The organism is Aequorivita capsosiphonis DSM 23843 (assembly GCF_000429125.1).
Lineage (GTDB): Bacteria > Bacteroidota > Bacteroidia > Flavobacteriales > Flavobacteriaceae > Aequorivita > Aequorivita capsosiphonis.
On record NZ_AUBG01000013.1, the window covers coordinates 109,961 to 135,794 of the forward strand.

The window sequence follows — 25,834 nt, forward strand, 5'->3', positions numbered from 1 at the left end:
TTTAGAGAAGTGGTTTTAATGCTGAAAGATAATCCGGCTCTTCACCAATTTCCGGCACTTGTTGACTATAAATTACTTTTGCGTTTTCATCCAACACCACAACCGCTCTTGAATGAAGCCCTTTTAAATCACCAGTGGTCATTTCTACGCCGTAGTTTTTTCCAAAACTACCATCACGGAAGTCAGAAAGATTTGTGACGTTGTCAATTTCTTCATCACTAACGAAACGTTTTTGCGCAAAAGGAAGGTCTCTCGAAATACAAAGCACTTTTGTGTTTTTCAATCCGGTTGCTTTTTCGTTGAATTTCCGTACTGAAGTAGCGCAGATATTGGTGTCTATACTCGGAAAGATATTCATTACTACGCGCGAGCCTTTATAGTCTGATAGTTTTTTTGAAGATAAATCTTCTGAGGTTAAATTGAAGTCGGGGGCGGTGTCGCCCACCTTTGGAAGTGTGCCAATTGTTTCTATATCGATTCCACCTAATTTTATATGTCCCATGTTTTGTTTTTTTTAAATGAAGCCTAAAGATAAGTATTCGTTCTATGTTAATGTGTCAATAACTTCTTAAAGAAAGCTTCTAGCAAAATTAAAAAAATCCCTCTACAAAATTTGTAAAGGGATTTCTCAATTGGGGAATTATAAATTTATCTATCTATGGATCCCAAAACTTTTTGTGCAAACGCATTCGCTGCATCTCGTTCTGGCATTCCGTCTTCAATCATTTGGTGAACTTCCACGGCACCGCAAAGGTTGGTGATTAGTTCGCCAATGATATCGAGTTCTTCATCTGTGATTCTATTGTATTCCGTGTACGATTCCAAAACCTCAATACAGTTTTCAATCTGAGCTGTGGAATTGTTCCGTTGAAAGTGTCTAATTACTGGCAACTTCATCTACAAGTCCTTTTAAGAGTTCAAATTTGTTGGTCTGTACTTGATTTACCAATTTTCCATCTTTAAATGTAGCAAAAGTGGGTAGGTTATCAACACTGGCCATTTTTCTGCTTTCTGGAAATTTTTCTGCATCAACTATAACAAATTTATAGCCTTCAGTTTCCGTAGCCAATTTTTTGAACTTTGGTTTCATCACTCTACAGTTGCCGCACCATCCGGCAGAAAACTGTACGATCACGTTTTTTTCTTCCTCGATAAGCTGTTGTAAGCTATCGTCTTTTAGTTCCAAAAACATTATTTTAGTTTCTTAAGTAAGTTGCTACACCTTCACGAGTTGCGAACATAGCTTCTTTTCCTTCTTCCCAGTTTGCTGGACAAACTTCACCTTTTTCCTGAACGTGCGTGTAAGCATCAACTAGTCTAAGGTATTCGTTTACATTTCTTCCCAATGGCATATCGTTTACACTTTCGTGGAAGATTTTTCCTTCTTCATCAATAAGGTACGTTGCACGGTAAGTAACATTGTCTCCTTCTACAGTGTATAATCCAGTTTCTTCGTCGTATTTTTCATTGGCAATATCAAGAATTCCAAGTGCGTTAGAAAGATTTCTGTTTGTGTCAGCCAATAATGGGTAAGTTACCCCTTCAATACCACCGTTGTCTTTTGCAGTGCTTAACCACGCAAAGTGAACTTCTGGGGTATCACAAGACGCTCCAATAACTATTGTATTTCTATCTTCAAATTTTGAAAGAGCCTCTTGAAAAGAATGAATTTCAGTTGGGCAAACGAAGGTAAAATCTTTTGGATACCAGAAAAGCAATACTTTTTTATTGTTTTTTTTAGCTTCTTCTAAAACGTTTACTTTAAAAGTGTCTCCCATTTCATTCATTGCATCTACTGAAATGTTTGGGAATTTTTTTCCTACTAATGACATAGTTTTTATATTTTATTTTGATTAATAATTTTCTACTGCAAAGATAGAAACAAGCTTAAAATATAGTAGGATTCTTGAATGGATTAATTTATGAGTCGATAGGTTTTAACAATAGGTTAAATTTTTAACAATAAATAAAAACTATGACTGAAGTTATTTACGTACATCAGAGTTTGACAACATTAATTCAGGTTAAAAATGAATCTTGTCCAAAAGATCATTATGCTTCTTATTCTGATAGTTTTAGTGAAGCAATAAACTTTAGATACTTAAGATTTCATCTAATTAAAGGTTTGTGGAACCTTGGATCGCAGAAATCATGCACTCTTGGGAGAAGCTAATTCTCTAATTTTTATTCGGAAAGCAGCAAACAGTAAAGTCATAAACGGACTCAACCAATTAAATACGGCATAACCGGCATAATGAAGCGTATCAACACCCAAGACGCCGCTATGGTATGCGCCACAGGTATTCCAAGGAACTAATACTGAAGTGACCGTTCCACTGTCCTCAAGCGTTCGCGAAAGGTTTTCGGGTGCCAATCCTTTATCCTTAAAAGCTTGTGCATACATTTTTCCGGGAATCACAATTGCCAAATACTGATCGCTGGCAGTAACATTTAACGCTAAACAGCTTACAACTGTACTTGCAAAAAGTCCGAAAGTGGTATGAAATAATTTTAGTAAAGCGCTGCTGATCGCTGCTAAGGCGCCAATAGCATCCATGATTCCGCCAAATACCATCGCACAAAGGATTAGCCAAACAGTGTTCAACATTCCGGACATTCCTCCAGAGGAAAATAGATCTTTTAAGGCTTCGTTTTCCGTTGGGATGGCGCTGTCCACCGTAATTGCATTCATGATACCCTTATAACCACTTTCGAAAGTTAAAGAAGTGCCACCGCCAATGGCGGCCACAATCTCTGGTTGAAAAATTAGCGCGGCTACCCCTCCAAGCAAGGAGCCAATTAATAAAGCGATAAGTGGTGGTGTTTTTTTTATGATCATCACAATAACTGCGAGCGGCACAAGAAACAACCACGGACTTACATTGATAGACTCTTTTACTGCGGCCAAAATTAAATGTGTGTCTGCCGTTCCTGAAGGATCTATGTTCAAGCCAATAATTATAAACACTATTAAAGTAACAACTAACGTAGGGATGGTGGTGTAAAGCATATACTTTATGTGAGTGAACAAATCTGTACCTGCCATAGCCGGTGCCAAGTTTGTAGTGTCACTTAAAGGAGAGATTTTATCGCCAAAATAAGCTCCTGAAAGAATAGCTCCAGCTGTCATTCCCAAAGGAATGTTCATGGCATCTGCTATTCCAACTAAGGCAATCCCTACGGTTGCTGAAGTTGTCCAGCTACTTCCGGTTGCTATTGAAATGATTGCACAAATAATTACACAGGAAGCTAAGAATATTGTTGGATTTAAGATTTGTAGGCCATAATAAATCATGGTGGGTATGATTCCGCTTATAAGCCAAGTTCCCGCCAAGGCTCCAACCATTAATAATATTAAAATTGCACCCGCTGTAGATTTTACGTTTACGGCAACTTCCTCTATCATTTGGTCAAACTTCACTTTGTTGAAGAACCCCACGATTGCGGCAACGGCACCACCCATTAAGAGAATAAATTGGTTACTTCCGCTCAAAGCATCATCACCATAGGCAAAAAACACATTGTAGAACAACATTATTATAAGTGCAACGACAGGAATTAGCGCTTCCCAGATATTCAATTCAACATTTTCTACAACTTCGTCATCTTTGGGATCTGTAGGCTTAATATCTTGACTTTGCATAGGGAGTTTTTATAATGGATTGTAATGTTACGATTTTATGGAAAATTGTGCAACTAACATGGCAATTATAGCTCCGATAGCCTGATATAAAAATTATAATGATTCATAATCTTAATTATATGCACTTTAACCTGTGAAAAGTGAATATTAACGAGAATATGGATCATTATTGCTTAATATTAAATATTTGCTATTCATTTGCACTTGAATTTTACAATTTTAATAATATTTGAATGAGAGATATTTTTCTTCTTTTTACATTTTTATTTTCTTTATCCATTGCTGCTCAAGTTGGAATAGGAACGACCAATCCAGACCCCTCCAGTATTCTGGATATTTCCTCAACAAATAAAGGATTGCTAATCCCGCGAGTTCAACTTACAAACACTACAACTAAAAACCCGGTTTCGAATGCTGTTGAAAGTATATTGGTTTACAACACCAATAACGTGGGTGATGTAAAAAAAGGATTTTATTATTGGACTGGATCTGAATGGAAAACACTAACTCCTGCTGAAGGTGGGGGTGGTTCTGAAGGTTGGAACCTAGAAGGTAATAGTGTCGGAAATAATGATTTTTTGGGAACTACAAATGACAAACCATTAGTTATAAAGACTCATAATATAAATCGAACAAGAATTACTACGAAAGGTCAAATTGAGGTTTTGAATACTGGTAACTCAATTTTCTTGGGGCAAGAAAATGGACTTAATGATGATTTGAATAATCGCACCAATATTTTTATAGGATATCAATCCGGAAAGAATAATAGAGGAAGCAATAATATAATAATAGGTGAATTAGGTTTAAGTGAGGATCGCGGAGCAACTTCTAATATTGGAATAGGCAAAAATGCCTTAAAAATGAATGGAGGGTCCAACAATATCGCTTTTGGTGAGTTAGCTTTGAGTTCAAATCAAAATGCCAGTTCAAATATTGCGATTGGAAAACAAGCGGGACAACAGAATTCAGGTTCAAATAATATTATTTTAGGGGAATTAGCGCTAAGTGAAAATCGTGGTTCAAGCTCGAATATAGTAATTGGGAGAGAAGCCGCAAAACAGAATTCTGGCACAAATAATATCGTTTTGGGAGAATTAGCTCTTAGAGGAGATCGAGGCGCAAGTTCAAATATCGTCATTGGAAAAAAAGCGGGGGAAATGAATTCCGGTTCTAAAAACATAATTATTGGCGAAAATACTTTGATTGCAGATCAAGGTGGATCTAATAATGTTCTGTTAGGTTTTGAGGCTGGAAAAATATTAGCCGGAAGCAACAATACATTTTTGGGATATCAAGCTGGATCAACTGCACAATATAGTATAAGTAATTCATCAGCAATAGGTAATGGAGCCATTGTTACTGCCAGTAATCAAATCGTACTGGGGAACTCAGCTGTTACCCAAGTTAGAGCATTTGGAAATTTAGTTGTAGGAGGTGCCAATCCATATATTCTTCCAAACACAAGAGGTAACAATGGGCAAGTTTTAAAAATTAATGGTCTAGGAATTGTAAGCTGGCAGCCAGATCTAGTTGCAAGTCCCCGTCCTGAAAACAGTGCAACTCTTGAAGATATTGAAAGTCTGCGTGCATTAATAACAGAGCAGCAAAGAGAAATTAATGAACTAAAGGATATGTTGCAACAAGTTTTATCTTCAGAGAGAAATTAAAAAGAAATACTTTATAACTAAAAAGACTCCTAAAAATATATTTAGGAGTCTTTTTAGTTAGTAGAATTAAATTTTACAACACCCCAACCTCAACCATACATTCGCGCATCATTTTGTAAGTACGCTCAATATCATTGTCCAAACCAATGGAAAAGCGAATCAAGCCATCACTAAGTCCCATTTCTTTTTGTTCATCTTCAGGTATTTCAGAAGAAGTAGAGGAGCCGGGCGCGCTGAAAAGCGTTTTATAAAATCCTAAACTCACTGCTAAATAACCAAGGTTTCGTTCTTGCATCATCTCCATTAACTCATTGGCTTTATCAATTCCGCCAACGTCAACCGTTAACATGCCACCGAAACCGTATTCTTTGTTCATCATTTGTTTGAAAAGCTCATGACCAGAATGTGACTTTAAGCCCGGATAAACGGTTTTTAGACCATCCGCTTCAAATTTTTCGGCTAGATACAATGCGTTTTCACTGTGCTGCTTTACACGAATATGAAGTGTTCTAAGGTTTTTTAAAATGGAAGCTGCTCGCAAACTATCCATGGCTGGGCCAAGAAGCATATTTGCGCCGTCGTTTACACTTCTCAGGCTATCGATAAATTCCTGGGTCCCACAAGCTACTCCGCCCATAGTGTCGCTACTCCCGTTGATGAATTTTGTTAAACTGTGTAAAACTACATCCGCACCCATTTCTGCAGGAGATAAGCTTAGCGGCGAAAAAGTATTGTCAACCAACAACTGAAGCTTATGCTTTTTTGCAATTTTTGAAAGGCCTTCGATATCTGCGATCTCCAAAAGTGGATTGCTCACAGTTTCACAGTAAAGTATTTTAGTGTTTTTAGTAATTGACGCTTCTACTTGCTCGAGATTGGTAATATCTACAAAAGCGGTTTCAATGTTTAAGCGCGGTGCGAAGTTTTTCAGAAAAGCATATGTACCACCATAGATGGTTCTGCTGGAAACAACGTGATCTCCGGCTTGACAAAGCTGTAAAATAGCAGGAGTTATTGCGCCCATGCCACTGGCAGCAACGTTTGCCGTTTCTGTACCTTCCATTGCGGCCAATGCTTGCCCCAAATGTAAGTTTGAAGGTGTAGAGTGGCGGGAATATAAATAACACCCATCTGCGTTTCCTTCAAAAGTGTCAAACATTGTTTTTGCTGAAAGAAAAGTATATGTGGAAGAATCTGAAATGGAAGGATTTACACCTCCAAATTCGCCAAAGTATTGTAAATCTTGAATTTTGTCTGCTGGTTTGAATGCCATGATTGTAGTTTTATCGTTGTATGGCAAATTTGCGAAAATTAAAAGAAGTGGTCAAATTTATAACAACTCCTTTTCTAAGATTTAATTTTCTAAAGCGAAATTATCAGTTAGGGGTCCATTAGAAGACCTAAGCTGATTTAATCTCCTTCTCGTATCACAAATATTAAATTTTCATAATATTTCAGAATTAGAGTCATAATCAAAGCCTAAACCATTATATCTTTTTTCACCAATAACTGAAAATGAAAAAATTACAAGAAATTTTTCCCCCTTCAATAGAAATAAAATATGATATTTCAGAAATCCAAAAATAGTACCTTCAAAACTTCAATTCAACTGTCCTAAACACTTTTTATACCTGTAAGCTTCTAACGCAAAAACTCCTTAAACTTTTAAACTCCTAAACTTTTAAACTATTAACCAGTATTGTACCTTTGCAACTTCATTTTAAAAAAGATAAAGATGGCAAAATATGATGTAGCAGTAATTGGTTCAGGCCCCGGTGGCTATGTTGCCGCAATTCGTTGTGCACAATTGGGTTTGAAAACCGCAATCATTGAAAAATATGATGTTATGGGGGGAACTTGCCTTAACGTAGGTTGTATTCCCAGTAAAGCCTTGCTGGATTCGTCACATCATTATGAAGATGCAATAAAACATTTTGAAGAGCACGGAATTGAAATTCCAGGCGATATAAAGCTAAACTTCAAAAAAATGATTGAACGTAAAGCCTCTGTTGTAGATCAAACTACCAAAGGAATTGCGTTTTTGATGGACAAAAATAAAGTTGATGTTTTCACAGGAATGGGTGCCTTTAAAGATGCAACCCATATTGAAATCACCAATGGAAAGAAAAAAGATACCATTGAAGCAAAAAACACTATAATCGCTACAGGAAGTAAGCCTTCAACACTTCCATTTATCAAATTGGATAAGGATCGCGTTATCACTTCAACTGAAGCTTTAAGTTTAAAGGAAGTTCCAAAACATCTTCTTGTAATTGGAGGAGGCGTTATTGGGCTGGAACTTGGGCAAGTATATCGCCGTTTAGGGGCAGAAGTTACTGTGATTGAATATTTAGATCGTATTATCCCAACTATGGATGCTGCACAGAGCAAGGAGCTGATGAAAGCGATGAAGAAACAAGGTGTGAAATTCAATCTTTCACATAAAGTTTCGGCAGTTTCGAAAAAAGGAAAAGAGATAACCGTTACGGCTACTGATAAAAAAGATAAAGAAGTTACTTTTAAAGGGGATTACTGTTTAGTTTCCGTAGGAAGAAAACCTTATACCGATGGTTTAAAAGCTGAAAATGCAGGAGTGAAAATCACGGAACGCGGTATGATTGACGTTAATGATCACCTTCAAACCAATATCAAAAATATCTACGCTATTGGCGATGTAGTTCGCGGAGCAATGCTTGCCCATAAAGCTTCGGAAGAAGGAACGATGGTTGCAGAAATAATAGCTGGACAAAAACCACATATCAATTACAACTTAATTCCTGGTGTGGTTTATACTTGGCCTGAAGTTGCATCTGTTGGAAAAACAGAAGAGCAATTAAAAGAAGGGAATGTGGAATATAAATCAGGTCAATTCCCGATGCGTGCATTAGGAAGAAGCCGCGCTAGTGGAGATTTAGATGGTTTTGTAAAAATACTTTCAGATAAAGAGACTGATGAAGTATTAGGCGTTCATATGGTAGGAGCCAGGGTTGCCGATTTAATTGCGGAAGCAGTAGTAGCGATGGAATATCGTGCAAGTGCTGAAGACATAGCTAGAATGAGCCACGCACACCCAACCTATGCCGAGGCAGTAAAAGAAGCCGCACTTGCTGCAACTGAAAATAGACCTATACACATTTAATCAAAAATGGGTTTTAATTATATAAAAAATGTCGGCAAATTTGCCGACATTTTTTTTGCTTAATAAATCATGGGAATTTATTCAATAACTCCTCCACAAGCTACGCGTCCACCAGCATCACCAGTTGGTTGCGTTGTAAAGTCATCTGTACCCGCGTGAACAATTACCGCTTTTCCGAGTATATCTTTGTTTTCGTCACCACAACCTATACACCATTCGTCGGTTTGCATAGAGATACTTCCGTTACCATCTGCATCAGCTTCAAAGTTGCCAATGTCTCCTTTGTGATATCCGTCTGAATCACCCCATTTCCCATGTTTTTGATGTGTAGGGTTCCAGTGTCCGCCAGAAGATTTTCCATCTTCAGAACTACAATCGGCTTTTTCGTGAAGGTGAATTGCGTGGGTTCCTGGCTTTAATCCAGAAAATTTCGCATCCATTTTAACCATTCCATTTTCTTCGGTAAAATTGACCGTACCCTGAGCAGTGCTTCCGCTTTTTGGTTCCATAGTTACAGAAACCGTTTTTGGTTGCATATCGTTTTGATCAGCAGTGTCGTCCATCTGAACGGTGTCATTCATCTGGTCCATATTATCTGCATCTTTTTTTTCATTTTTACAGCTTACGAATGCAAAGATCGCAGTAGCTGTAAGTAATAATCCTAATTTTTTCATTGGAAGTTCTTTTAGTTAATGTTGATTTTAATAATAAAGGTACTGTTTCGGTTTTCTCTGAACAAAAATTTTAACAAACCTTAGCATTTCAGATTTTGAAGCCAAGAATAATATATTTCTTTTCAATTAATCAATAAGCTTAGTAATAACTTGGGTTTTAGAATGAAGCGTTTTGTGTACGGGACATTTATCTGCTATTTCTAGCAATCTGTTTTTCTGTTCATCTGTTAGATTTCCCTTAAACCTTATATCACGATTAAAGGTGTCAATTTTAGCGGAATCTTCTTCACAGTGTTCACAATCTACGGCGTGATCTTTTGAGTAATTGATGTGGACAGAAACATTTTCAACCTCCCATTTTTTTCTTGTTGCGTACATCTGAATCGTCATTGCTGTACAAGCTGCAAGTCCAGCAGAAAGAAATTCATACGGGGAAGGACCAAAATTATTACCGCCGAAAGTAGTGGGTTCATCTGCAATAAGGTAGTGGTCTCCCAACTTTAAATTTGTAGTGAAATTTTCATCTTTATTTAAACTTGCAGCAACTTTGCTCTTACTCTTTAATTCTTCCTCTGGTGGAATCTCTACATACCGAGACGCCCAACCAGCAATAACTTCCCCTACATATTTTGAGTCTTCTTTTTTAGAGAGCAAATGGTCAACCCCATCTAAGCTGATAAAACTTTTGGGATGATGGGCAGCTTTATAGATTTCTTCGGCATTTTTAATACCCACTATTTTGTCTTGTGGGGAATGGAGTATCAATAATGCTTTTCGAAAATCACTGACTACATTTGAGAGAGATTTATTTTTAAGATCGTCCAGAAATTGCTTTTTTATGGTGAAATCAACACCGCCCAAATTCACTTTAGCCTTTCCATTTTTTGTGATTTCCTGTTCGCTATCTTTTAGCAAGTGCATGACATGGGAAGGACTACTGGGAGAATTAATTACTGCTACAGCTTTTATGGAAGGCAATTGAGTGGCCGCAAACATAGCTGCGGCACCTCCCAAAGAATGGCCGATGATTAGCGTTGGCGCCATAAAATTTTCTTTAAGAAAATCTGCCGCTTCAACAAGATCCTCTACATTTCCTGAAAAATTCGTGTTTTCAAAATCGCCTTCGCTTTCTCCCAAACCTGTGAAATCAAACCTTAAAACACCAAAACCTGCGTTTGTAAGTGCTCTTCCCACATTTCTTATAGCTGTAAGGTTTTTGGTACAGGTAAAACAATGTGCGAAAATTACGTAATTATGGGGTTTCCTGTCTAATGGAAGTTCAAGACGGCCAGCAAGCTGCTCTTTGTCTTTATTGGTAAAATTTACTTTTTGAATATTCATGGATTCGTTTTTGTTGTATGTAAATTACAGAAGTTTTGAGGCACTGCCACCAAAAGTTTTTCTTTTTCTATTTTAGCAATAACCTCTCTAATTTCACCCATAAACTCGCCGTCAACTTGGAAGGGAACTTTATTTTCACAGCTTATCTTCGCATAACTTGAAGAAATAATATGTACAAAATCTGAAGACATTTCAGGCTTTTCCTGCATAGTCTTAAAGATCTCAAAAAAATCAAGGTTTTTAAATATAAGGATTTCAAATTTGCCATCGTTTATCCTACCATCAGGGTTAATGGTAGCTCCAGTTCCGAATTTGTTAGCGTTGGCAATTGCCAGAAGAATTCCGGTTTCCTTCTTAATTTCTTCTTCTGTTTCAATAGTGAAGTCAAATGGAGAATCTGAATTTAAAAGAGTGGGTATGGATTGAAGAAAGTATCCAAACTTACCGCGAATACCTGAATCTTCATAGTTTTTGACTAGTTCGGCATTTATTCCTAGATCAGCAATATGCAGGCATAGCTTCTCATTAATATATAATACGTCAATTTTCAGGGTGCAATCTCCAAGAGCTATATCAATCTGTTCGGGAAGCGTTTCAGGTATATTAAAGTTTACTGCCATGCCGTTTGCAGAACCTGCAGGGATTATTCCTAAGCAAATTTCTGTTCCTATAATACATTCTGATACCAGAGAAATAGTGCCGTCACCGCCAGCAACTAATATCCGGAGCGGCCTTTTTTTATCAATTATCTCTTTTATATTTTCGATATCGTTCTCTCCTGAAGTTTTATAGAGGAAAAAATCTAAATGTTTCTTAGAAACTTCGGCTTTCACCGAGTTAATAATAGATTGCTTATCGCTGTCGCCAGAAATGGGATTAATGATAAGCAGGATATAATTTTCTGATTTCATTAGTAAAGATTAAATTTAAAAATAAGTAATTTGAAAATGTTAAACCGTTAATAAAATCTCAATAAGTGAAGCTTGACTTAAAACTTTATCGTGGCTATGTGAATAAAGAAGAATTGGTGGTCTTTGGCCACGTCTTTAAATCTTGGGCGCCAGACAAATATCGTATGGATCGGAAGGGAATTAGGCACGCGGTTTCCGTAATCCATATGTTCCGAATTAAACCTTTGGAAAATGTAGCGGTGAAACTAAAGTTTAGAAATATTGAAGTTGTTACCAAAACCTTGTCTGATGGGTATTTTCGATTTACAATTCCATTTTCTGAACAGCTTGAAAGTGGTTGGCATAAGTACGAAGTTAGTTGTAAGATTTATGATTTCGGAATTGTGGAATATTCTGAGTTCTTGAAGCCTTTTGAAAGTAAAGTAGGAGTGATTTCTGATATTGACGATACTTTCTTAGTTTCCCACAGTGGAAATTTTTTTAAAAAATTGTATGTATTGCTTTTAAGAAATATCAACAAGCGTAAGGTTTTTGACGATGTGGTGTCGCACTATCAGGCCTTGAGCAGAGCAGGGCAGGAGGATGAAGGTGCTCGCAACTCTTTTTTCTATGTTTCCAGCAGTGAATGGAATTTATATGAATTTATCGATTCATTTGTCAGACTTCACAACCTTCCGAAAGCAGTTATAAAATTAAAAAAGATCAAGACTGGAATTTCCGATTTTCTGTTTACCGGAAGAGGAAGTCACGATCATAAATTTGAAAAAATCAAGGATATAATTATGTTTTACCCCAATCTTGAATATGTTTTGTTGGGAGACGATTCTCAAAAAGATCCTTATTTATACGAACGCATCGTCAAAGTATTTCCTGAAAGTATAAAGGCAATTTATATCAGGCAAACTTCACATCATAAGAAACCCAAAGCAGTGGAAGTTTTAAAGAATATTGAATCTATGAATGTCGCAACCTGTTATTTTCAAAGTAGTGAAAAAGCAATAGCACATTCCAAAAGTATCGGTATTATTTAAATAAAAAGGAGGACAAAACTGCCCTCCTATATAATCAAATCACTATACTTTTATCTTTTAGAGTATCGATTTCTGTCAAATTCGTCACGTTCATAAAATTCATCATCCTCATAAACCTTAGTAGGCGGATTTTCTCTATTATATGAATCTAATACCGCTGTCTCATATTCGCGATTGATAGGATCTCCTTTGTGATAGCGTTTTGTTTCCGCAAAGGTACGATGGTCAATTCCGTGAGCCAAAACCGTATTATGATCTGGATCTAAATTCACCATTCCAATGGGTATAATAACATGACTATCACCATCCTTGTTTACAAACTCACGTATTTCAACATTCTGTGGTCTGCCGTATGGATCGTGTTTGGCGTCAATGATTGTATTGTCAACTTCTACGTCCAGATAGACTACACGTCTTGCAGTTTTGTTTACCAATAAATTATCTACTTTCCCAATCACTCGATTATCGGCATCGCGTACTTCCCAGCTGCGTACATCTGGATCATCACTCGCTACCTTATAATCTGATAATTCGTCTAAATTGTATAAATGTTTTTCGTCGTTTTTCATAGTGGTTGTATTTATTTGTTTGTTTCTTCGCTTTGGTACATTTTATGAAGTAGGATCGCTGCTTTATCAAAGAAGGGATTGATGTCGCTTTTATCTTCCTCAATCGTTCCACGAGCATCAATGTTATTGGAAGCAGTTTCTACTGCATTAGTTTCTTCTAATAGATCACTAAAACTTTCCTGCTGTATTTTTCTAAGTGCTTTTGAAACATTTTCCGATGTCATCCTAATCTTATCCGTTTTTTGGTTTGTAGCTGGATCATTAGTTAACATTTCAGCATTATTCATTGCAGCAGAAATATTTTCAGTTACATCAACGTTTTTAATTTCTGACTCGCGTTTTGTTGCGGTAATAAGTTTGAAAAAAGCTGAACGATAATATTCATTATCGGTTTCTTGGTCAATATTCTTATCAATATCAACAAAGTTTAGATAATCCGCAATAGCCTGTTCATCTCTAACAGTTCCATAAGTTCCTGAATAGAGTGCAGTGGATTCCATTGCTTCGTTATCATTATAGTTGTTCGTTTCGTCTATTTTCGTAATGGTATCATTTTCCATTAATCGGTCATCCGTATTATAATTATTGTCATTATAATACCAAAAAAAGTAAATGGCGGCGAGAATAATTAGGATAATAAGAATCCAAGGCCAAATAGGTTTTTTCTTTTCAATTTTAATTTCTGCCATAATATAAAGTTTAGAGGTTGATTATTAATTGCTATAAAGTTAGGGATTACAAGGACGTGCTAGCTATAACAAACTGTTAACTAAATTGTTAATAAATGCTAATTGACTTAAACCGCTAATTTATTAACTCATTTGCGATTATTTAGATCTCTATATTTGGTATTAGTTTAACGTTTCTCCTTTTTTTATAAACAAGGATTGGCTTACTTTTAAAATATGAAGAAAAAGATAAGTAAAAGTGGATTTGTCTTTACTAAACACACTCCAAAAGATCAATCTCCTTTCGACAAACTTTTTGAAGTTTTCCAAGAACTAATTACCCACACCTCGGGCGATTTCGACGAAGCGATGGATTGGCTAGCCCAGTTGGATAAGGAATATGAACTTACTACGGAAGATTATTCTCTAGACGATTTTGTAGAAGACTTAAAAAAGAAAGGCTATCTGCGTGAAGAAATAAAAATAGATGGTAAAAGTGGCCTTGCTATTACTGAAAAGACAGAAAGAGCAATTCGAAAACGCGCACTGGAACAAATCTTTGGAAAACTTCGAAAAAGTGGGGTAGGAAATCATAGAACAAAACAAACAGGTAGAGGAGATGAACAGGCCGGTGAGTTTCGGGATTACCGCTTTGGTGATTCCTTGGAACAGATATCGATGACCGAAAGTTTTAAAAATGCCCAGATTAATCACGGAATGGGAGATTTTACACTTTCTGAAAATGATTTGGTGGTTGAGGAAACCATGTATAAAACCCAAATGAGTACGGTGTTGATGATAGACATTAGCCACAGTATGATACTTTATGGGGAAGATAGAATTACACCTGCTAAAAAGGTGGCTATGGCACTTTCAGAATTTATAACTACACGTTATCCGAAAGACACTTTGGATATACTAGTTTTTGGAAACGATGCTTGGCCTATAAAAATAAAGGATTTACCTTATTTAAATGTCGGTCCTTATCATACCAATACTGTTGCCGGACTTCAATTGGCAATGGATTTATTGCGACGAAAACGAAACACCAACAAACAAATTTTTATGATTACCGATGGCAAGCCCAGCTGTGTAAGGCTTCCCGATGGTCGCTATTATAAAAACAGCAACGGCTTGGATAGTTATATTGTAAATAAATGCTATTCAATGGCCTCGCAAGCTAGAAAACTGCATATTCCCATTACAACCTTTATGATTGCCGAAGATCCTTATTTAATGCAGTTTATTGAACATTTTACTGCTGCAAACCAAGGAAAAGCATTTTATACAGGATTGAAAGGATTGGGGGAAATGATTTTTAGTGATTATGAAACGAATCGTCGTAAACGCATTCGGTAATGGTAGGGACAGGTCGCGACCTGTCCGTACGCTGGGTCGCGACCTGTCCGTACTACGTATTTGTGGTTAAAATAATAAAAGAGGAAAAAGGATAGAGTAAAGAATAAAGAGAAAAGAGTAAAGAAAAATCTGTAATAGTTATTAATCCTTAAACTCACAAATTATGACATTGAAACACAATTACAAAAACCTCAAAATTTGGAAGAAAGCTTTGAATATTGCATTTGATACTTCGGACATCTTAGAAACATTCCCTAAATCGGAACAGTATAATTTAACATCCCAAATGAGTCGATGTTCAATCTCTGCACCAAGTAATATTGCTGAGGGATCGGCAAGAACAGACAAATCGTTTAATCATTTTCTAGATATCTCCATGGAATCATCTTATGAATTAAGCACACAACTTTTGATTGCACATCACAAAAAATATATTAATGATGAAGAGTTAGAAAAGTTGGAAGACACAATTACCGAATGGCAAATGATGACATCCGGTTTTCAAAAAACCTTACTGAAATAGTCTTTCTTCTTTCTTCTTTTCTCTTATTATCTAAAAAACATGAAAATAGAAAACATAAAAACATTCGGTGACCTCAAGAAATCAGGTTACGAACCAAAATCAATTAAAGAAGAATTACGCCGAAATTTGCTTCAAAAAATTATGAAGAAGGAAGCACCTTTCGTTGGTATTCATGGATATGAACTTACCGTAATCCCAGAACTGGAACGCGCAATTCTTTCAAAACATAACATCAATCTGCTAGGTTTACGCGGACAGGCAAAAACGAGATTGGCTAGACAAATGGTTGGACTTTTAGATGAATATATTCCAGTGGTTGAAGGAAGTGAGATTAACGATGATCCTTTTAGTCCAATTTCCAGATACGCCAAAAATTTAATGGAGGAAGAAGGAGATAACACTCCAATTAGTTGGTTGCACCGCGATGATCGTTTTTCGGAAAAACTTGCAACTCCAGATGTTACTGTGGCTGATATAATTGGTGATGTAGATCCTATAAAAGCGGCTAATTTAAAATTGACTTATGCCGATGATCGCGTAATTCACTTCGGAATGATTCCGCGAAGTAATCGTTGTATTTTTGTGATAAATGAGCTTCCGGATTTACAACCGCGAATTCAAGTGGCACTTTTTAATATTCTACAGGAAGGGGATGTTCAAATTAGAGGTTTTGCCGTGCGCTTACCTTTGGATATTCAATTTGTTTTTACTGCAAATCCTGAAGATTACACCAACCGCGGAAGTATCGTTACGCCATTAAAAGATAGAATAGGCTCACAGATTTTAACGCATTACCCCGAAAATATAGAAACGGCACGCACTATAACTGAACAGGAAACTGCGGGAGCAATTAAATCTAAGTCTAATATTTATGTGCCAGATCTCGCAAAAGATATATTAGAACAAATAAGTTTTGAAGCGCGTGAAAATGACTTTATTGATGCCAAAAGTGGTGTAAGTGCAAGGTTGAGTATCACAGCTTTTGAAAATTTATTGAGTACAGCCGAAAGAAGAGCCTTGCAAAATGAAGAGGAAAAGACTTCTATTAGACTGGGCGATTTTATTGGAATTATTCCTTCCATCACTGGGAAAATAGAATTAGTTTATGAAGGGGAACAGGAAGGTGTAAACCAAGTTGCGCAACAATTAATCGTTGATGCGGTGAACACTACTTTTAAGGAAATATTTCCTAAAATAGAGAAACTGACAAAACAAGGTGATCCTGATCCGTATTCTGAAATTGTATCTTGGTTTTTTGAAGAAAATGATTTTGAATTACTAGATTCATATTCAAACGAAGAATATAGAAAGGAGTTGGATAGAATTATTCCTTTGCAACAATTAATTGATAAATATCAACCTGAAACTTCAAAAGAAGATGCTTATTTTCTAAAAGAAGTTATTTTATGGGGATTGGCAGCAAACAATAAATTAAGTAAATTCAGTTTAGGGAACGGCCTTCACTTTAAAGATGTTTACGGTAGCTACATTAGCGGACTGTAAACTTTATATAAATAGAAAAACCGTCTTGTACAATCAATACAAGACGGTTTTTCTATTTTCAATACTATATTTCTATAATTATGAAATATTTGGAATCACCAATTCATCACCTGGATGAATAACGTCTGCTGATTTCAATTTTCCTTTGTTGGCTTCAAAAATAGTGTTGTACTTATTTGCGTCTCCATAGTAATGCTTGGCGATTTTACTTAAGGATTCACCGCTTTTAACTGTGTGATGTGCATAGGCAGAAGTGTCTTCTACTTTTATATCAGCCATTATATCTGTTGGATTTTCGCCTCCAACTTTCTTGATTTCATCCCAAATCAGATTTTTATCATATTGGTTCTTTGCAGTTCCATGAATTTTCAGCTGTCCATTTTCCTCTTTTACATCACCATTTTTGATGTTCAATTTTTCACCTAGATCCAGAACGCTCTGGTATTTTGACTTGATCATTTTATATTTTTTTAGATTAGTTTTTAAAGATAATAGAATTTCACAATATAAATTTACCATTTAGAAAAATTTATAATTTAACCCAAGTATGTGATTATAAAACACAAAAAATGTGAATAATTTAACAATAACTGAATTAACGTTAATAAATATTTTGATACAGTTAGAATATCTTTGTTCTAAATAATAAATCAACTATAAACTATGAAACTAAAAACAATTGTAATGTCAATGGCAGTAGTAGCAATGCTTTTTGCTAGCTGTAACGACTCAAAAAAGAAAGAAGAAGCGCAGGCTCAAGCTGAACAAATGCGAATGCAGCGTGAGAGTGATTCTTTAATGAAATTAGATGAAGAAAATAAAGGTAGAATGGCAGATATGGAAGCCAATTCAATTGCTGCTAAAGCAATGGGCAATTCTGATCTTTCTACTTTGGTGGGTGCACTTCAAGCTGCAGATTTAGCCGATACCTTTAAAGGTGAAGGAGAATACACTGTTTTTGCTCCAACAAATGAAGCTTTCAGCAAAGTTCCAAAAGCAACATTGGATAACTTGATGAAACCAGAAAATAAGGAGAAATTGCAAGCTTTGCTTAAGTATCACGTTCTTCAAGGAAAAATGAATTCCACTGATGTTCTTGCAAAAATAAAAGATGCAGGAGGAAAATTAGACGTAACTACTTTAAATGGTGAGGTTTTAACCTTGTCTGAAAAAGATGGTAAAGTAATGGTGAAAGATGCTAAAGGAAATACAGCTACTGTAACTGGTGCTGATATGGACGCATCCAACGGTGTTGTACACACAATCGATAAAGTGTTGATGCCAAAAATGTAATTTACATTTTTCAATAGAAAATAAAGCTCCAGAAATGGGGCTTTTTTTATGATGAATTTTTACTGAGATAATTATGGTTTTTCAAGTCTTCCATGTTTGTTATACTGAAACCTTTTCCACCTTTGATAATTAGGTTCTTGGTGGTTATGTCTAGAACGTCATGATAATAATGGTCGGTTATCAAAATTCCTTTTTTCGATTTTAGTTCCTTTAGAAACCTCTTAATCTCAATTTTGTATAAGGGTTCGATCATGGAGAATGGTTCGTCAAACATCAAAAATGGGTGATCGAGATTTCCAATTAGTAAAACTTCAAAATAGCGCAATTCTCCCGCGGATAATTCTCCCACTTGATTAGCTGTGATTTTGGCAATTTGCGAATCGTAAAAAATGGCATCCTGCTTTTCTCCATCTGAGAAATAAATGGGGATTATATCTCGCACCTTCAAATTCTTCGGAAGCATTGAATTTTGCGGAAGATAACCTATGAGTTTTTTTGAGATAATTTCCGAAGATCTTATCGGTACATTATCTATTGAAACCGAAATGGAATCTGCCTTTACAGTTCCAAACAACATCTTCAATAAGGTTGACTTTCCGCTTCCGTTTCTTCCGAAAACACCTAATATTTCACCCGTAGATAAACTGAAAGCAATTTCTTCAATTACTTTCAGTTTACCAAAACTCTTGGTGGCGCTATGTAATTGTAAGGTTGCCAATAAAAAATTTTACGATTAGAACTAAAATTCCGAAGAATGGAATTCCCAACAAAAGGTTTATTAAAAAGGAAACTCCCATTAATTTTAAACGGGTTAAGCCTAAGTTATAATAAAAATAAAACTGTTCCTTATAAACAATTCTAAATCCCAACATTCCAATAAATGGTCCTATGGTTGCAAAAAGCAGTACGGCCCACAGCAAACCTCCAAATGTAATGCAGGCCAGCGAAAATGCAGCAATAAACGGAAAAATGCTTTTATAAAACTGCCATTGGGCTCGGTACATTTTTTAAAGTTAGTGTTATTTATTGACAGCTACATCCGCCATCCATAAATCCGTGGGTTTCTTGATGCCAAGGAAAGGCTTGATTGTATTTTTCCATCTCCCAGAAAAAAGGAAGGCGCTCTTTTGGGTTATTACCAATTTCATTCATAGTTTCGGTATCGTATAACCTCCCATTAATCATCACCATTTCTATGCTTAAGGTGTTTTCTATATCTTCTAAGGGATTTTCATCCATCACTATTAAATCTGCAAGTTTCCCCACTTTTAAAGAGCCGATATCATTTCCGGCACCAATATATTCGGCAGAATTGATTGTCGCGGCTTTTAGCGCCTCCAAACTACTCATTCCACCTTGTTGTAACATCCAGGTTTCCCAATGCGCTCCCAAACCTTGTAATTGGCCGTGAGCTCCCATGTTTACCTTCACTCCAGCATCTTGTAAAGATTTTACGGTTCTAGAAACTAACTTGTGGCCGTTGTCATATTCTTCGGCTGGAACTTTTACTCTATGACGAGAGCGACTATCAATAATACTGCGCGGGGTAAATGTGAGCAGCTTTTCATTTTCCCAAACATTGTCTCTTTCATAAAAGTAAATTTCGCCGTTCATTCCACCATAGTTTACAATTAGAGTAGGAGTATAGCCAGAATTGCTTTTGCCCCAAACTTCCAAAATATCTTTGTAAACCGGTGCAACGGGTATGTTGTGTTCAATGCCTGTGTGGCCATCGATAACCTCGGTTATATTATGATAAAAAGTTGAACCGCCTTCGGGCACTACGTTTATTTCAAGTTCGCGCGCTGCTTGTAAAATTTGTTGACGCTGCTCTCTTCGCGGTTGGTTATAACTCTTTACGCTTTTTGCACCAAAAGCTTTTGTTCTTCTAATGCTGCTTCGGGCGTCTTCAAGGTTGTTGATTACAGCTTTAAAATCACCTTCTGCGCCATAAAGTATAAATCCAGTGGAAAATAATCGCGGCCCAACTAATTGTCCGCTTTTTTGAAGTTCAGATAACGTGAAAACCGTTTCGGTATTGGCTGAGGGATCGTGAGAAGTTGTTACTCCAAACGCTAAATTTGCCATAAACGGCCAGTATTGTTGCGATGGCAAACCGTATCTAAATGCGCCAACGTGAGCGTGCGCATCAACCATTCCCGGCATAATGGTTTTTCCTTTACCATCATAAACTGTTGTTCCTGAAGGAATGGAAATATCATCCATATTCCCAACTGCCTCAATCTTACTTTCGTTTATAAGAATGGTACCGTTTTCAATAACCTTATCATTTTCCATAGTGATGATACGCGCATTGGTAAAGGCAATTCTTCCCGAAGGCTTATCAACCGGTGCGGTCAAGCCAATTTTTATTCCATCTAATTTTACTTCGGAAACTTTTTCTGGGGAATCTTTTAAGAAGGTAAAACTGTTTTTCAACTCATTGCTGAAATATTCGTCGCCCAAAGTCCACATTAATTTTTTACTATTTGGAGCCCAATGGATATTAATTCCGGCATCTTTTGCAAGTTCTGAAACGGGAACGGATTTGCTGTTGTTATCTAAGTTTACAGTTTGACCATTCATTACCAACGGAGCAACAAAAAGTTTATGAAGATTGGTAAATGCGATCCAATTGTTATCTGGACTTGGGATAAGTCTATTTGCATATTTTGAAGTGATATGAACTTTTTCATCTTCCCCTTCACGATTTACGCTTATCAATTTTTTCTCTAAAGCACCAAAATAAGTGCCGCCCAATTGTAGAAATATTCGTTGGCCGTCTTTGCTAAATAGTGGGTATTCGCCTTCTTCGGTAACAAATTTTTCATTTTTACCAGAAGAATCCATTATGTAGATTCCCTTGTTTTTGGTGTAAGTAAAACCTTGATCGGTATTTCCGCCTTCTTTCATATAGGCGATATGATTCCCATCCTGCGAATAAGAAGGCATTCTATAAATTCCTTTTTCCGAAGTGAGTTTTACAGCTGTTCCACCTGCAGCTGGAATTTTAAATATGGCACCTTTTTCCAGATCATTCCAGGTAACATAGACTATATCATTTCCATTGGGTGAAAATGCAGGCTCGAACTCAAAATCGGAAGTTTCAGTCAATCTTTGTGGTTCCCCATTGGGCAATGTTTTTTTGTATAAATTTCCAAGCGCACTAAAAACAATATACTTTCCGTCTGGAGAGGTTGCCGTGTGGCGAATCATTTTTGGAGTAAAAGTTTCGGTTTCAATTTTATTGTTGAAATGAACGGTTTCTGCTAAATCGATATTTACATCAGCCGTAAACGGAATGTTTGTTACAGCTAGCGTATTTATATCAATTTTGTTGATTTTTCCGCCGCTCCAAAAAACGATTTCTTTGCTATTCGGCATCCAGCTAAAGTTTGGATAAACCCCGAAAATGGCCCAAGCTTCTTGCTGATCCTTGTTTAAAGCATCGTAAATTGGCCATTCCTTCCCCGTTTCCAAATCTTGGATAAAGAGTACACTTTTGGTTCGCACGCGCTTAACGAACGCCAACTTTTTACCATCGCGAGAAAGCGTTGGTCTTGCAGCTCCTCCAGGGCCACCAGTTATTGTTTTGGTTTCGCCAGTTTCAAAATCGTAACGTTTAACAACGTAAATCTGGCTGTTTGGATCTTTGTTATACTGAAAATTTCCACCTGGGTACATATCTTCACTGTAATAAACATATTTTCCGTCGGGAGAAGTAAAAGGTTCATTTACATCTTGTTGGTCGTTTTTGCGCTTTGTGATTTGAAGTCCGGTACCGCCAGTAATATGATATTGCCAAATTTCACCCGCACCTAAACTTCTGCCAGATGAAAAGTGTTTACGCACTAAAAGATAATTGCCATCTGCGCTCCAAACAGCGTTGTTCAATAATCTGAAATCCTCCTTGGTTACTTGTTTGGCATCGGTTCCATCTAGATTCATTGTCCAGATATTATCGCCACCTCCAGCATCGCTGGTAAATGATATTTTAGAACCGTCAGGGCTAAAACGTGGTTGAACTTCAAAGGGAATTCCGGAACGAATCACTTTCGCTTTCCCTCCCGAAATAGGCAGACTGTAAATATCACCCACCATATCAAAAACTATGGTTTCCCCATCAGGACTCACGTCAAGATTCATCCAAGTACCTTCATCTGTGGTAAAGGAATGTGTTTTATAATTGAAGTCTTTTCCGGGATTGGCAACTTCCCATTTTGTTTCTTCTTTTTTATTTTTTTTGTTCTTTTTTTGAGCTGTAAGCGTTGTGGTAAAGACCAAAATGGCCAACATAGATAGTATTCTCATAATAGTAGTTAGAATTGATATATTTGATACGTTTTAGTTGAAATGGTAATATGAGCTTTCTGATTACTTCATCTTTTCCTCATTCACATAAAAATCTTTCTTTATCTCAACGATTTTTATTGGGGATTTAAGTTTTTTGGTTTTCCATTCTGCAGTTGGATTAATCCAAACTTCTTCGCCATTTATAATTGCAATAACAGGCATTTCAAAACCTTTGACAATGTTGACATAGCGGAATTTCAAGATGTTCTCTTTATATGAATATTCTACTTTTGGAATCATTACAGTACGTAGATATTGATTCCAAAATGCTGTGAGATCCATTCCGCTTTTATCGCTTATGTAATTTTCAATCTGTTCCGTTGTGACGTTTTGATGGTAAAACTCTTTATTCAAACCTCGTAGAATTTGTCGCCATTTTTCATCATCTGCGATTAATTGACGAATTGTATGAAGAATATTAGCGCCCTTATAATACATATCTGAACCACCGGATTTGTTGACGTTGTAGTTTCCAATGATTATAGGTTTATCATTTACAACATTATTGCGAACCCCTAAAACATATTCTGACGAGGCTTTTTTTCCGAAGAAATAATCCACGTATAGGTTTTCAGAATAACTGGTGAAGCCTTCGTGAATCCACATATCAGCCACATCCGTATTGGTAATATTATTGGCAAACCATTCGTGTCCACTTTCGTGGATGATGATAAAATCGAACTTCATTCCCCAGCCAGAGCCAGAAACGTCTTTACCCAAATAGCCGTTTTCAAAGTTGTTGCCGTAGGTTACGCTGCTTTGATGCTCCATTCCCAAATAGGGAACTTCCACAAGTTTATAGCCGTCTTCGTAAAAAGGGTAGGGGCCAAACCAATATTCAAAGGCCTCCATCATCATCGGGGCTTGTTTAAACTGCTCTCTTGCCTTGGCTTCGTTTTCGCGAAGAACGTAATAATCCATATCCAAGATTCCCTTTTCGCCTTTGTATTTATCTCCAAAATGTACATAATCACCAATGCTCAGGTTGACTCCGTAACTGTTGATTGGGTTTTTCACTTCCCAAACCCAGGTTTTTGAATCTTTGTTTTCAATTACTTCCTTTAAACGACCGTTACTCACGTCCATTAAGTCTTTTGGTGTTGTTACAGAAATAGTAACCCCATTATCTGCCTCTTCGGAAGGATGGTCCTTTAACGGCCACCAAACGCTGGCGCCAATACCCTGGTTGGAATTTGCAATAAAATCTTTGCCATTGCTATCTTTGGTCCAAGTGAAACCACCGTCCCAAGGTGGCCGAACGGCTTCTCTCGGTTTTCCTGAAAAATAGATTGTAATTCTGTTTTCTCTTCCTATTTCTTGTTTTTCCTGAAGTTTTACAAAGTGCACATTTCCTTCTGAAGTATAGTGAAGTTCTTCTCCATCCTGAAGAATTTTGTCAATCTTCATCGGACTTTGAAGATCGATTTGCATAATGTTATTAGGTTTTAAAACTTCGTAGGTTATCGTATTACTTCCTTCAATAGATTTTTCGGAAGCATTTGGCGTTACGTTTAAATCGTAGTGAAGTACATTCCACCAAGCACGTTCAGGGGTAATGCTTCCACGAAGTGTATCAGCGCGGGTGAATTCTTGGGCTGACAATTTTATACTTATCAGAACTAGGAAAAAGATTAGGACTTTTTTCATTAATTTAATTTTAAATAATAGAGAAATCTGATTGCTATTCTATCTGTTATAATTCCTCCTTTAGGGGTTAGGGGGCTCTAAACACTCAATTGGGAAACGCGACTACACTTTCAAAACCATCTTTTCCTACGGAAGCGATGCCAAAAAAGAAGTTGTCTATTACTATTCCTTCTAATGTAAATTCTGAAACATCGCCTACATAACGACTATAATCCCAAGTAGGAGAGGTGGTGTCTCGCCAATATATTTTATAAGCTGTTGCGCCATCTACTTTGTCCCATTTTAGTTTTACAGATGGTTCTACAATACCGCCGATGCTTACATTTTTAGGAGCAGGAGGTGCCCAAGCAATACTCGCCAGGTTAATTGCGTTTACGGCGGTGAGTTTTGCGGCGTAACCAAAATTCACAAACTTCAATTTATCACCGTATTCCACACCATCTTCAGTACGAATATCTTGATGTTGATGGTTGTAATCTTCGTGAGCTTCCATAATTCGGATTCCGGCCCAACCAAGATCATTAAACGGACGGTGATGACCACCACGCCCGAAACGATCTAAACGATAAATCATCATTGGGTTCATTTCAGGCATATAGGTTTTTGTGGTTTTGTAAACGTAACGAGCCAATTGGCGTGAAATACCATCTACTTCGCCGCCATAAAATCTGCGCAACTGTCGTTCTTTTTCGGTTTCTGTAGGAGGAACAGGTTCACTAAAGATTCTAAAATCACGGTTGCTAATTATCCCATCTAGGCCTTTGATGTTTCCGATCATATCATTATTGAAAACGCCAATAATTTCCCAAGCATTCTTTTTCGCAAATTCTGCGAAACCTTTTCCGCCGAAAAGACCTTGCTCTTCCCCACTCAATCCTAAATAAACGATACTGGTTTCAAAGGTGTATTTAGAAAGAACCCGCGCTGCCTCGATTGCGCCTGCCATCCCGCTTGCATTATCGTTGGCTCCGGGAGCATCTTTAGTGAAGTCACTGCCATCACTGTTTCGGGAATCGATATCCCCACTCATAATAATGTAGCGATTGGGATATTTTGTTCCTATCTGAACCGCTGCAACGTTCACGATCCAAGTATCCTTCGGAATACGGTCGTTGCCTTCTGCCTTGACCAAATCTTTTTGATAAAAAACATTTAGGCAGTTGTTACAATCCTTGGAAATATTCTCAAACTCATTTTTAATCCATCTTCGCGCCGCGCCGATACCACGAATATTACTGATGGTATCACTAAAAGTGTTACGTGTTCCAAAATTGGCAAGTCTTGTTATATCTTTCTCAATCCTTTTAGAAGAGACTGAATCAATAATATCATATAACTGCCCCTCTGATAGACTGATCTTTTGATTTGTTTGCGCAAAAACTGATATAGAAGTACTTAAAGCAAAAAACAGAATAAGACTTTTCATTAGAGGGAAATTTTATTTAAAAGTACCAAAAAAGCAAGGAGAAAGAGCTATAAGCTTGTAAAACCTTACAGGAAGAAAATTTTT

The 25,834-nt window shown here is 36.8% G+C and carries 24 protein-coding genes; 7 read left to right on the plus strand and 17 right to left on the minus strand.

The genetic code is table 11. The features are described from left to right. Position 1 precedes the first annotated feature (1 nt). The 5 genes from tpx to nhaC all read right to left on the minus strand — a co-directional run bounded on the left by tpx (position 2) and on the right by nhaC (position 3,643). Positions 2 to 502: a thiol peroxidase gene (tpx, locus tag G440_RS0111885; protein ID WP_026451510.1), complete on the minus strand. Its 501-nt coding sequence runs from the start codon at positions 500 to 502 to the stop codon at positions 2 to 4. A gap of 146 nt (positions 503 to 648) precedes the next feature. Beyond that, on the minus strand, positions 649 to 897 hold the full coding sequence (locus G440_RS0111890) for a DUF6952 family protein (protein WP_026451511.1): 249 nt from the start codon (positions 895 to 897) through the stop codon (positions 649 to 651). Continuing rightward, positions 878 to 1,192 carry a thioredoxin family protein gene (locus G440_RS0111895; protein ID WP_026451512.1) on the minus strand — a complete coding sequence of 105 codons (315 nt, stop codon included), beginning with the start codon at positions 1,190 to 1,192 and terminating at the stop codon, positions 878 to 880. The genes G440_RS0111890 and G440_RS0111895 overlap by 20 nt, the downstream gene beginning before the upstream one ends. A gap of 4 nt (positions 1,193 to 1,196) precedes the next feature. Further along, positions 1,197 to 1,832 carry a peroxiredoxin gene (locus tag G440_RS0111900; RefSeq protein WP_026451513.1) on the minus strand — a complete coding sequence of 212 codons (636 nt, stop codon included), beginning with the start codon at positions 1,830 to 1,832 and terminating at the stop codon, positions 1,197 to 1,199. Positions 1,833 to 2,149: 317 nt separating this feature from the next. Then, entirely contained in the window at positions 2,150 to 3,643 is a 1,494-nt protein-coding gene (gene nhaC, locus G440_RS0111905; RefSeq protein ID WP_026451514.1) for a Na+/H+ antiporter NhaC, read from the minus strand. Positions 3,644 to 4,092: 449 nt separating this feature from the next. On the opposite strand from nhaC, the gene G440_RS0111910 reads away from it, so the two are divergent. After that, on the plus strand, positions 4,093 to 5,313 hold the full coding sequence (locus tag G440_RS0111910) for an autotransporter outer membrane beta-barrel domain-containing protein (protein ID WP_157417965.1): 1,221 nt from the start codon (positions 4,093 to 4,095) through the stop codon (positions 5,311 to 5,313). A 73-nt stretch (positions 5,314 to 5,386) separates the two neighbouring features. On the opposite strand, the gene G440_RS0111915 is transcribed toward G440_RS0111910, so the two are convergent. Beyond that, the gene (locus tag G440_RS0111915) at positions 5,387 to 6,586 is read right to left on the minus strand and encodes an aminotransferase class I/II-fold pyridoxal phosphate-dependent enzyme (protein WP_026451516.1); all 1,200 of its coding nucleotides are present in this window, start codon (positions 6,584 to 6,586) and stop codon (positions 5,387 to 5,389) included. A 462-nt stretch (positions 6,587 to 7,048) separates the two neighbouring features. On the opposite strand from G440_RS0111915, the gene lpdA reads away from it, so the two are divergent. Then, positions 7,049 to 8,452: a dihydrolipoyl dehydrogenase gene (lpdA, locus tag G440_RS0111925; protein WP_026451517.1), complete on the plus strand. Its 1,404-nt coding sequence runs from the start codon at positions 7,049 to 7,051 to the stop codon at positions 8,450 to 8,452. Between the two features lie 77 nt (positions 8,453 to 8,529). Here the strand turns inward: lpdA and G440_RS0111930 are convergent, their stop codons facing one another. The 3 genes from G440_RS0111930 to G440_RS0111940 all read right to left on the minus strand — a co-directional run bounded on the left by G440_RS0111930 (position 8,530) and on the right by G440_RS0111940 (position 11,378). After that, positions 8,530 to 9,126: a superoxide dismutase family protein gene (locus tag G440_RS0111930; protein WP_026451518.1), complete on the minus strand. Its 597-nt coding sequence runs from the start codon at positions 9,124 to 9,126 to the stop codon at positions 8,530 to 8,532. Between the two features lie 126 nt (positions 9,127 to 9,252). Beyond that, positions 9,253 to 10,467: a bifunctional alpha/beta hydrolase/OsmC family protein gene (locus G440_RS0111935; protein ID WP_026451519.1), complete on the minus strand. Its 1,215-nt coding sequence runs from the start codon at positions 10,465 to 10,467 to the stop codon at positions 9,253 to 9,255. Further along, positions 10,464 to 11,378, minus strand: a complete 915-nt coding sequence (locus tag G440_RS0111940; RefSeq protein ID WP_026451520.1) for a diacylglycerol/lipid kinase family protein — start codon at positions 11,376 to 11,378, stop codon at positions 10,464 to 10,466. The genes G440_RS0111935 and G440_RS0111940 overlap by 4 nt, the downstream gene beginning before the upstream one ends. 65 nt (positions 11,379 to 11,443) lie before the next feature. Between G440_RS0111940 and G440_RS0111945 the strand changes: the two genes are divergently transcribed. Continuing rightward, positions 11,444 to 12,409 carry an App1 family protein phosphatidate phosphatase gene (locus G440_RS0111945; protein WP_026451521.1) on the plus strand — a complete coding sequence of 322 codons (966 nt, stop codon included), beginning with the start codon at positions 11,444 to 11,446 and terminating at the stop codon, positions 12,407 to 12,409. Between the two features lie 50 nt (positions 12,410 to 12,459). Here G440_RS0111945 and G440_RS0111950 read toward each other — a convergent pair whose 3' ends face one another. Next, positions 12,460 to 12,978, minus strand: a complete 519-nt coding sequence (locus tag G440_RS0111950; protein WP_026451522.1) for a PRC-barrel domain-containing protein — start codon at positions 12,976 to 12,978, stop codon at positions 12,460 to 12,462. Between the two features lie 11 nt (positions 12,979 to 12,989). Next, positions 12,990 to 13,667, minus strand: a complete 678-nt coding sequence (locus tag G440_RS19915; protein ID WP_034259450.1) for a hypothetical protein — start codon at positions 13,665 to 13,667, stop codon at positions 12,990 to 12,992. 216 nt (positions 13,668 to 13,883) lie between these two features. On the opposite strand from G440_RS19915, the gene G440_RS0111960 reads away from it, so the two are divergent. The 3 genes from G440_RS0111960 to G440_RS0111970 all read left to right on the plus strand — a co-directional run bounded on the left by G440_RS0111960 (position 13,884) and on the right by G440_RS0111970 (position 17,031). Beyond that, complete coding sequence (locus G440_RS0111960) at positions 13,884 to 15,005, plus strand: vWA domain-containing protein (RefSeq protein WP_026451523.1); 1,122 nt, start codon at positions 13,884 to 13,886, stop codon at positions 15,003 to 15,005. A 163-nt stretch (positions 15,006 to 15,168) separates the two neighbouring features. Continuing rightward, on the plus strand, positions 15,169 to 15,528 hold the full coding sequence (locus G440_RS0111965; RefSeq protein ID WP_026451524.1) for a four helix bundle protein: 360 nt from the start codon (positions 15,169 to 15,171) through the stop codon (positions 15,526 to 15,528). Positions 15,529 to 15,567: 39 nt separating this feature from the next. Then, positions 15,568 to 17,031: a hypothetical protein gene (locus G440_RS0111970; protein ID WP_026451525.1), complete on the plus strand. Its 1,464-nt coding sequence runs from the start codon at positions 15,568 to 15,570 to the stop codon at positions 17,029 to 17,031. A 78-nt stretch (positions 17,032 to 17,109) separates the two neighbouring features. On the opposite strand, the gene G440_RS0111975 is transcribed toward G440_RS0111970, so the two are convergent. Beyond that, positions 17,110 to 17,490 carry a LysM peptidoglycan-binding domain-containing protein gene (locus G440_RS0111975; protein WP_026451526.1) on the minus strand — a complete coding sequence of 127 codons (381 nt, stop codon included), beginning with the start codon at positions 17,488 to 17,490 and terminating at the stop codon, positions 17,110 to 17,112. A gap of 204 nt (positions 17,491 to 17,694) precedes the next feature. On the opposite strand from G440_RS0111975, the gene G440_RS0111980 reads away from it, so the two are divergent. After that, positions 17,695 to 18,324 (plus strand): fasciclin domain-containing protein, encoded by a 630-nt coding sequence (locus tag G440_RS0111980; RefSeq protein ID WP_026451527.1) that lies wholly within the window; start codon positions 17,695 to 17,697, stop codon positions 18,322 to 18,324. Positions 18,325 to 18,370: 46 nt separating this feature from the next. Here the strand turns inward: G440_RS0111980 and G440_RS0111985 are convergent, their stop codons facing one another. The 5 genes from G440_RS0111985 to G440_RS0112005 all read right to left on the minus strand — a co-directional run bounded on the left by G440_RS0111985 (position 18,371) and on the right by G440_RS0112005 (position 25,750). Continuing rightward, the gene (locus G440_RS0111985; RefSeq protein WP_026451528.1) at positions 18,371 to 19,042 is read right to left on the minus strand and encodes an ATP-binding cassette domain-containing protein; all 672 of its coding nucleotides are present in this window, start codon (positions 19,040 to 19,042) and stop codon (positions 18,371 to 18,373) included. Next, entirely contained in the window at positions 19,020 to 19,328 is a 309-nt protein-coding gene (locus G440_RS0111990; protein ID WP_026451529.1) for a hypothetical protein, read from the minus strand. Before G440_RS0111990 ends, G440_RS0111985 begins: the two co-directional genes overlap by 23 nt. A 19-nt stretch (positions 19,329 to 19,347) precedes the next feature. Next, positions 19,348 to 22,635: an amidohydrolase family protein gene (locus G440_RS0111995; RefSeq protein WP_026451530.1), complete on the minus strand. Its 3,288-nt coding sequence runs from the start codon at positions 22,633 to 22,635 to the stop codon at positions 19,348 to 19,350. A gap of 63 nt (positions 22,636 to 22,698) precedes the next feature. Beyond that, positions 22,699 to 24,324, minus strand: coding sequence for a M1 family metallopeptidase (locus G440_RS0112000; RefSeq protein WP_026451531.1), 1,626 nt, complete (start codon positions 24,322 to 24,324; stop codon positions 22,699 to 22,701). Positions 24,325 to 24,409: 85 nt separating this feature from the next. Then, positions 24,410 to 25,750, minus strand: a complete 1,341-nt coding sequence (locus G440_RS0112005; protein WP_026451532.1) for a M28 family peptidase — start codon at positions 25,748 to 25,750, stop codon at positions 24,410 to 24,412. Positions 25,751 to 25,834 lie beyond the last annotated feature (84 nt).

Excerpts from the sequence above, each read along its gene's own strand:
- tpx (WP_026451510.1), bottom strand. The coding sequence starts at position 502 with ATGGGACATATAAAATTAGGTGGAATCGATATAGAAACAATTGGCACA.
- G440_RS0111890 (WP_026451511.1), bottom strand. The coding sequence starts at position 897 with ATGAAGTTGCCAGTAATTAGACACTTTCAACGGAACAATTCCACAGCT.
- G440_RS0111895 (WP_026451512.1), bottom strand. The coding sequence starts at position 1,192 with ATGTTTTTGGAACTAAAAGACGATAGCTTACAACAGCTTATCGAGGAA.
- G440_RS0111900 (WP_026451513.1), bottom strand. The coding sequence starts at position 1,832 with ATGTCATTAGTAGGAAAAAAATTCCCAAACATTTCAGTAGATGCAATG.
- nhaC (WP_026451514.1), bottom strand. The coding sequence starts at position 3,643 with ATGCAAAGTCAAGATATTAAGCCTACAGATCCCAAAGATGACGAAGTT.
- G440_RS0111915 (WP_026451516.1), bottom strand. The coding sequence starts at position 6,586 with ATGGCATTCAAACCAGCAGACAAAATTCAAGATTTACAATACTTTGGC.
- lpdA (WP_026451517.1), top strand. The coding sequence starts at position 7,049 with ATGGCAAAATATGATGTAGCAGTAATTGGTTCAGGCCCCGGTGGCTAT.
- G440_RS0111930 (WP_026451518.1), bottom strand. The coding sequence starts at position 9,126 with ATGAAAAAATTAGGATTATTACTTACAGCTACTGCGATCTTTGCATTC.
- G440_RS0111935 (WP_026451519.1), bottom strand. The coding sequence starts at position 10,467 with ATGAATATTCAAAAAGTAAATTTTACCAATAAAGACAAAGAGCAGCTT.
- G440_RS0111940 (WP_026451520.1), bottom strand. The coding sequence starts at position 11,378 with ATGAAATCAGAAAATTATATCCTGCTTATCATTAATCCCATTTCTGGC.
- G440_RS0111950 (WP_026451522.1), bottom strand. The coding sequence starts at position 12,978 with ATGAAAAACGACGAAAAACATTTATACAATTTAGACGAATTATCAGAT.
- G440_RS19915 (WP_034259450.1), bottom strand. The coding sequence starts at position 13,667 with ATGGCAGAAATTAAAATTGAAAAGAAAAAACCTATTTGGCCTTGGATT.
- G440_RS0111960 (WP_026451523.1), top strand. The coding sequence starts at position 13,884 with ATGAAGAAAAAGATAAGTAAAAGTGGATTTGTCTTTACTAAACACACT.
- G440_RS0111965 (WP_026451524.1), top strand. The coding sequence starts at position 15,169 with ATGACATTGAAACACAATTACAAAAACCTCAAAATTTGGAAGAAAGCT.
- G440_RS0111970 (WP_026451525.1), top strand. The coding sequence starts at position 15,568 with ATGAAAATAGAAAACATAAAAACATTCGGTGACCTCAAGAAATCAGGT.
- G440_RS0111975 (WP_026451526.1), bottom strand. The coding sequence starts at position 17,490 with ATGATCAAGTCAAAATACCAGAGCGTTCTGGATCTAGGTGAAAAATTG.
- G440_RS0111980 (WP_026451527.1), top strand. The coding sequence starts at position 17,695 with ATGAAACTAAAAACAATTGTAATGTCAATGGCAGTAGTAGCAATGCTT.
- G440_RS0111990 (WP_026451529.1), bottom strand. The coding sequence starts at position 19,328 with ATGTACCGAGCCCAATGGCAGTTTTATAAAAGCATTTTTCCGTTTATT.
- G440_RS0111995 (WP_026451530.1), bottom strand. The coding sequence starts at position 22,635 with ATGAGAATACTATCTATGTTGGCCATTTTGGTCTTTACCACAACGCTT.
- G440_RS0112000 (WP_026451531.1), bottom strand. The coding sequence starts at position 24,324 with ATGAAAAAAGTCCTAATCTTTTTCCTAGTTCTGATAAGTATAAAATTG.
- G440_RS0112005 (WP_026451532.1), bottom strand. The coding sequence starts at position 25,750 with ATGAAAAGTCTTATTCTGTTTTTTGCTTTAAGTACTTCTATATCAGTT.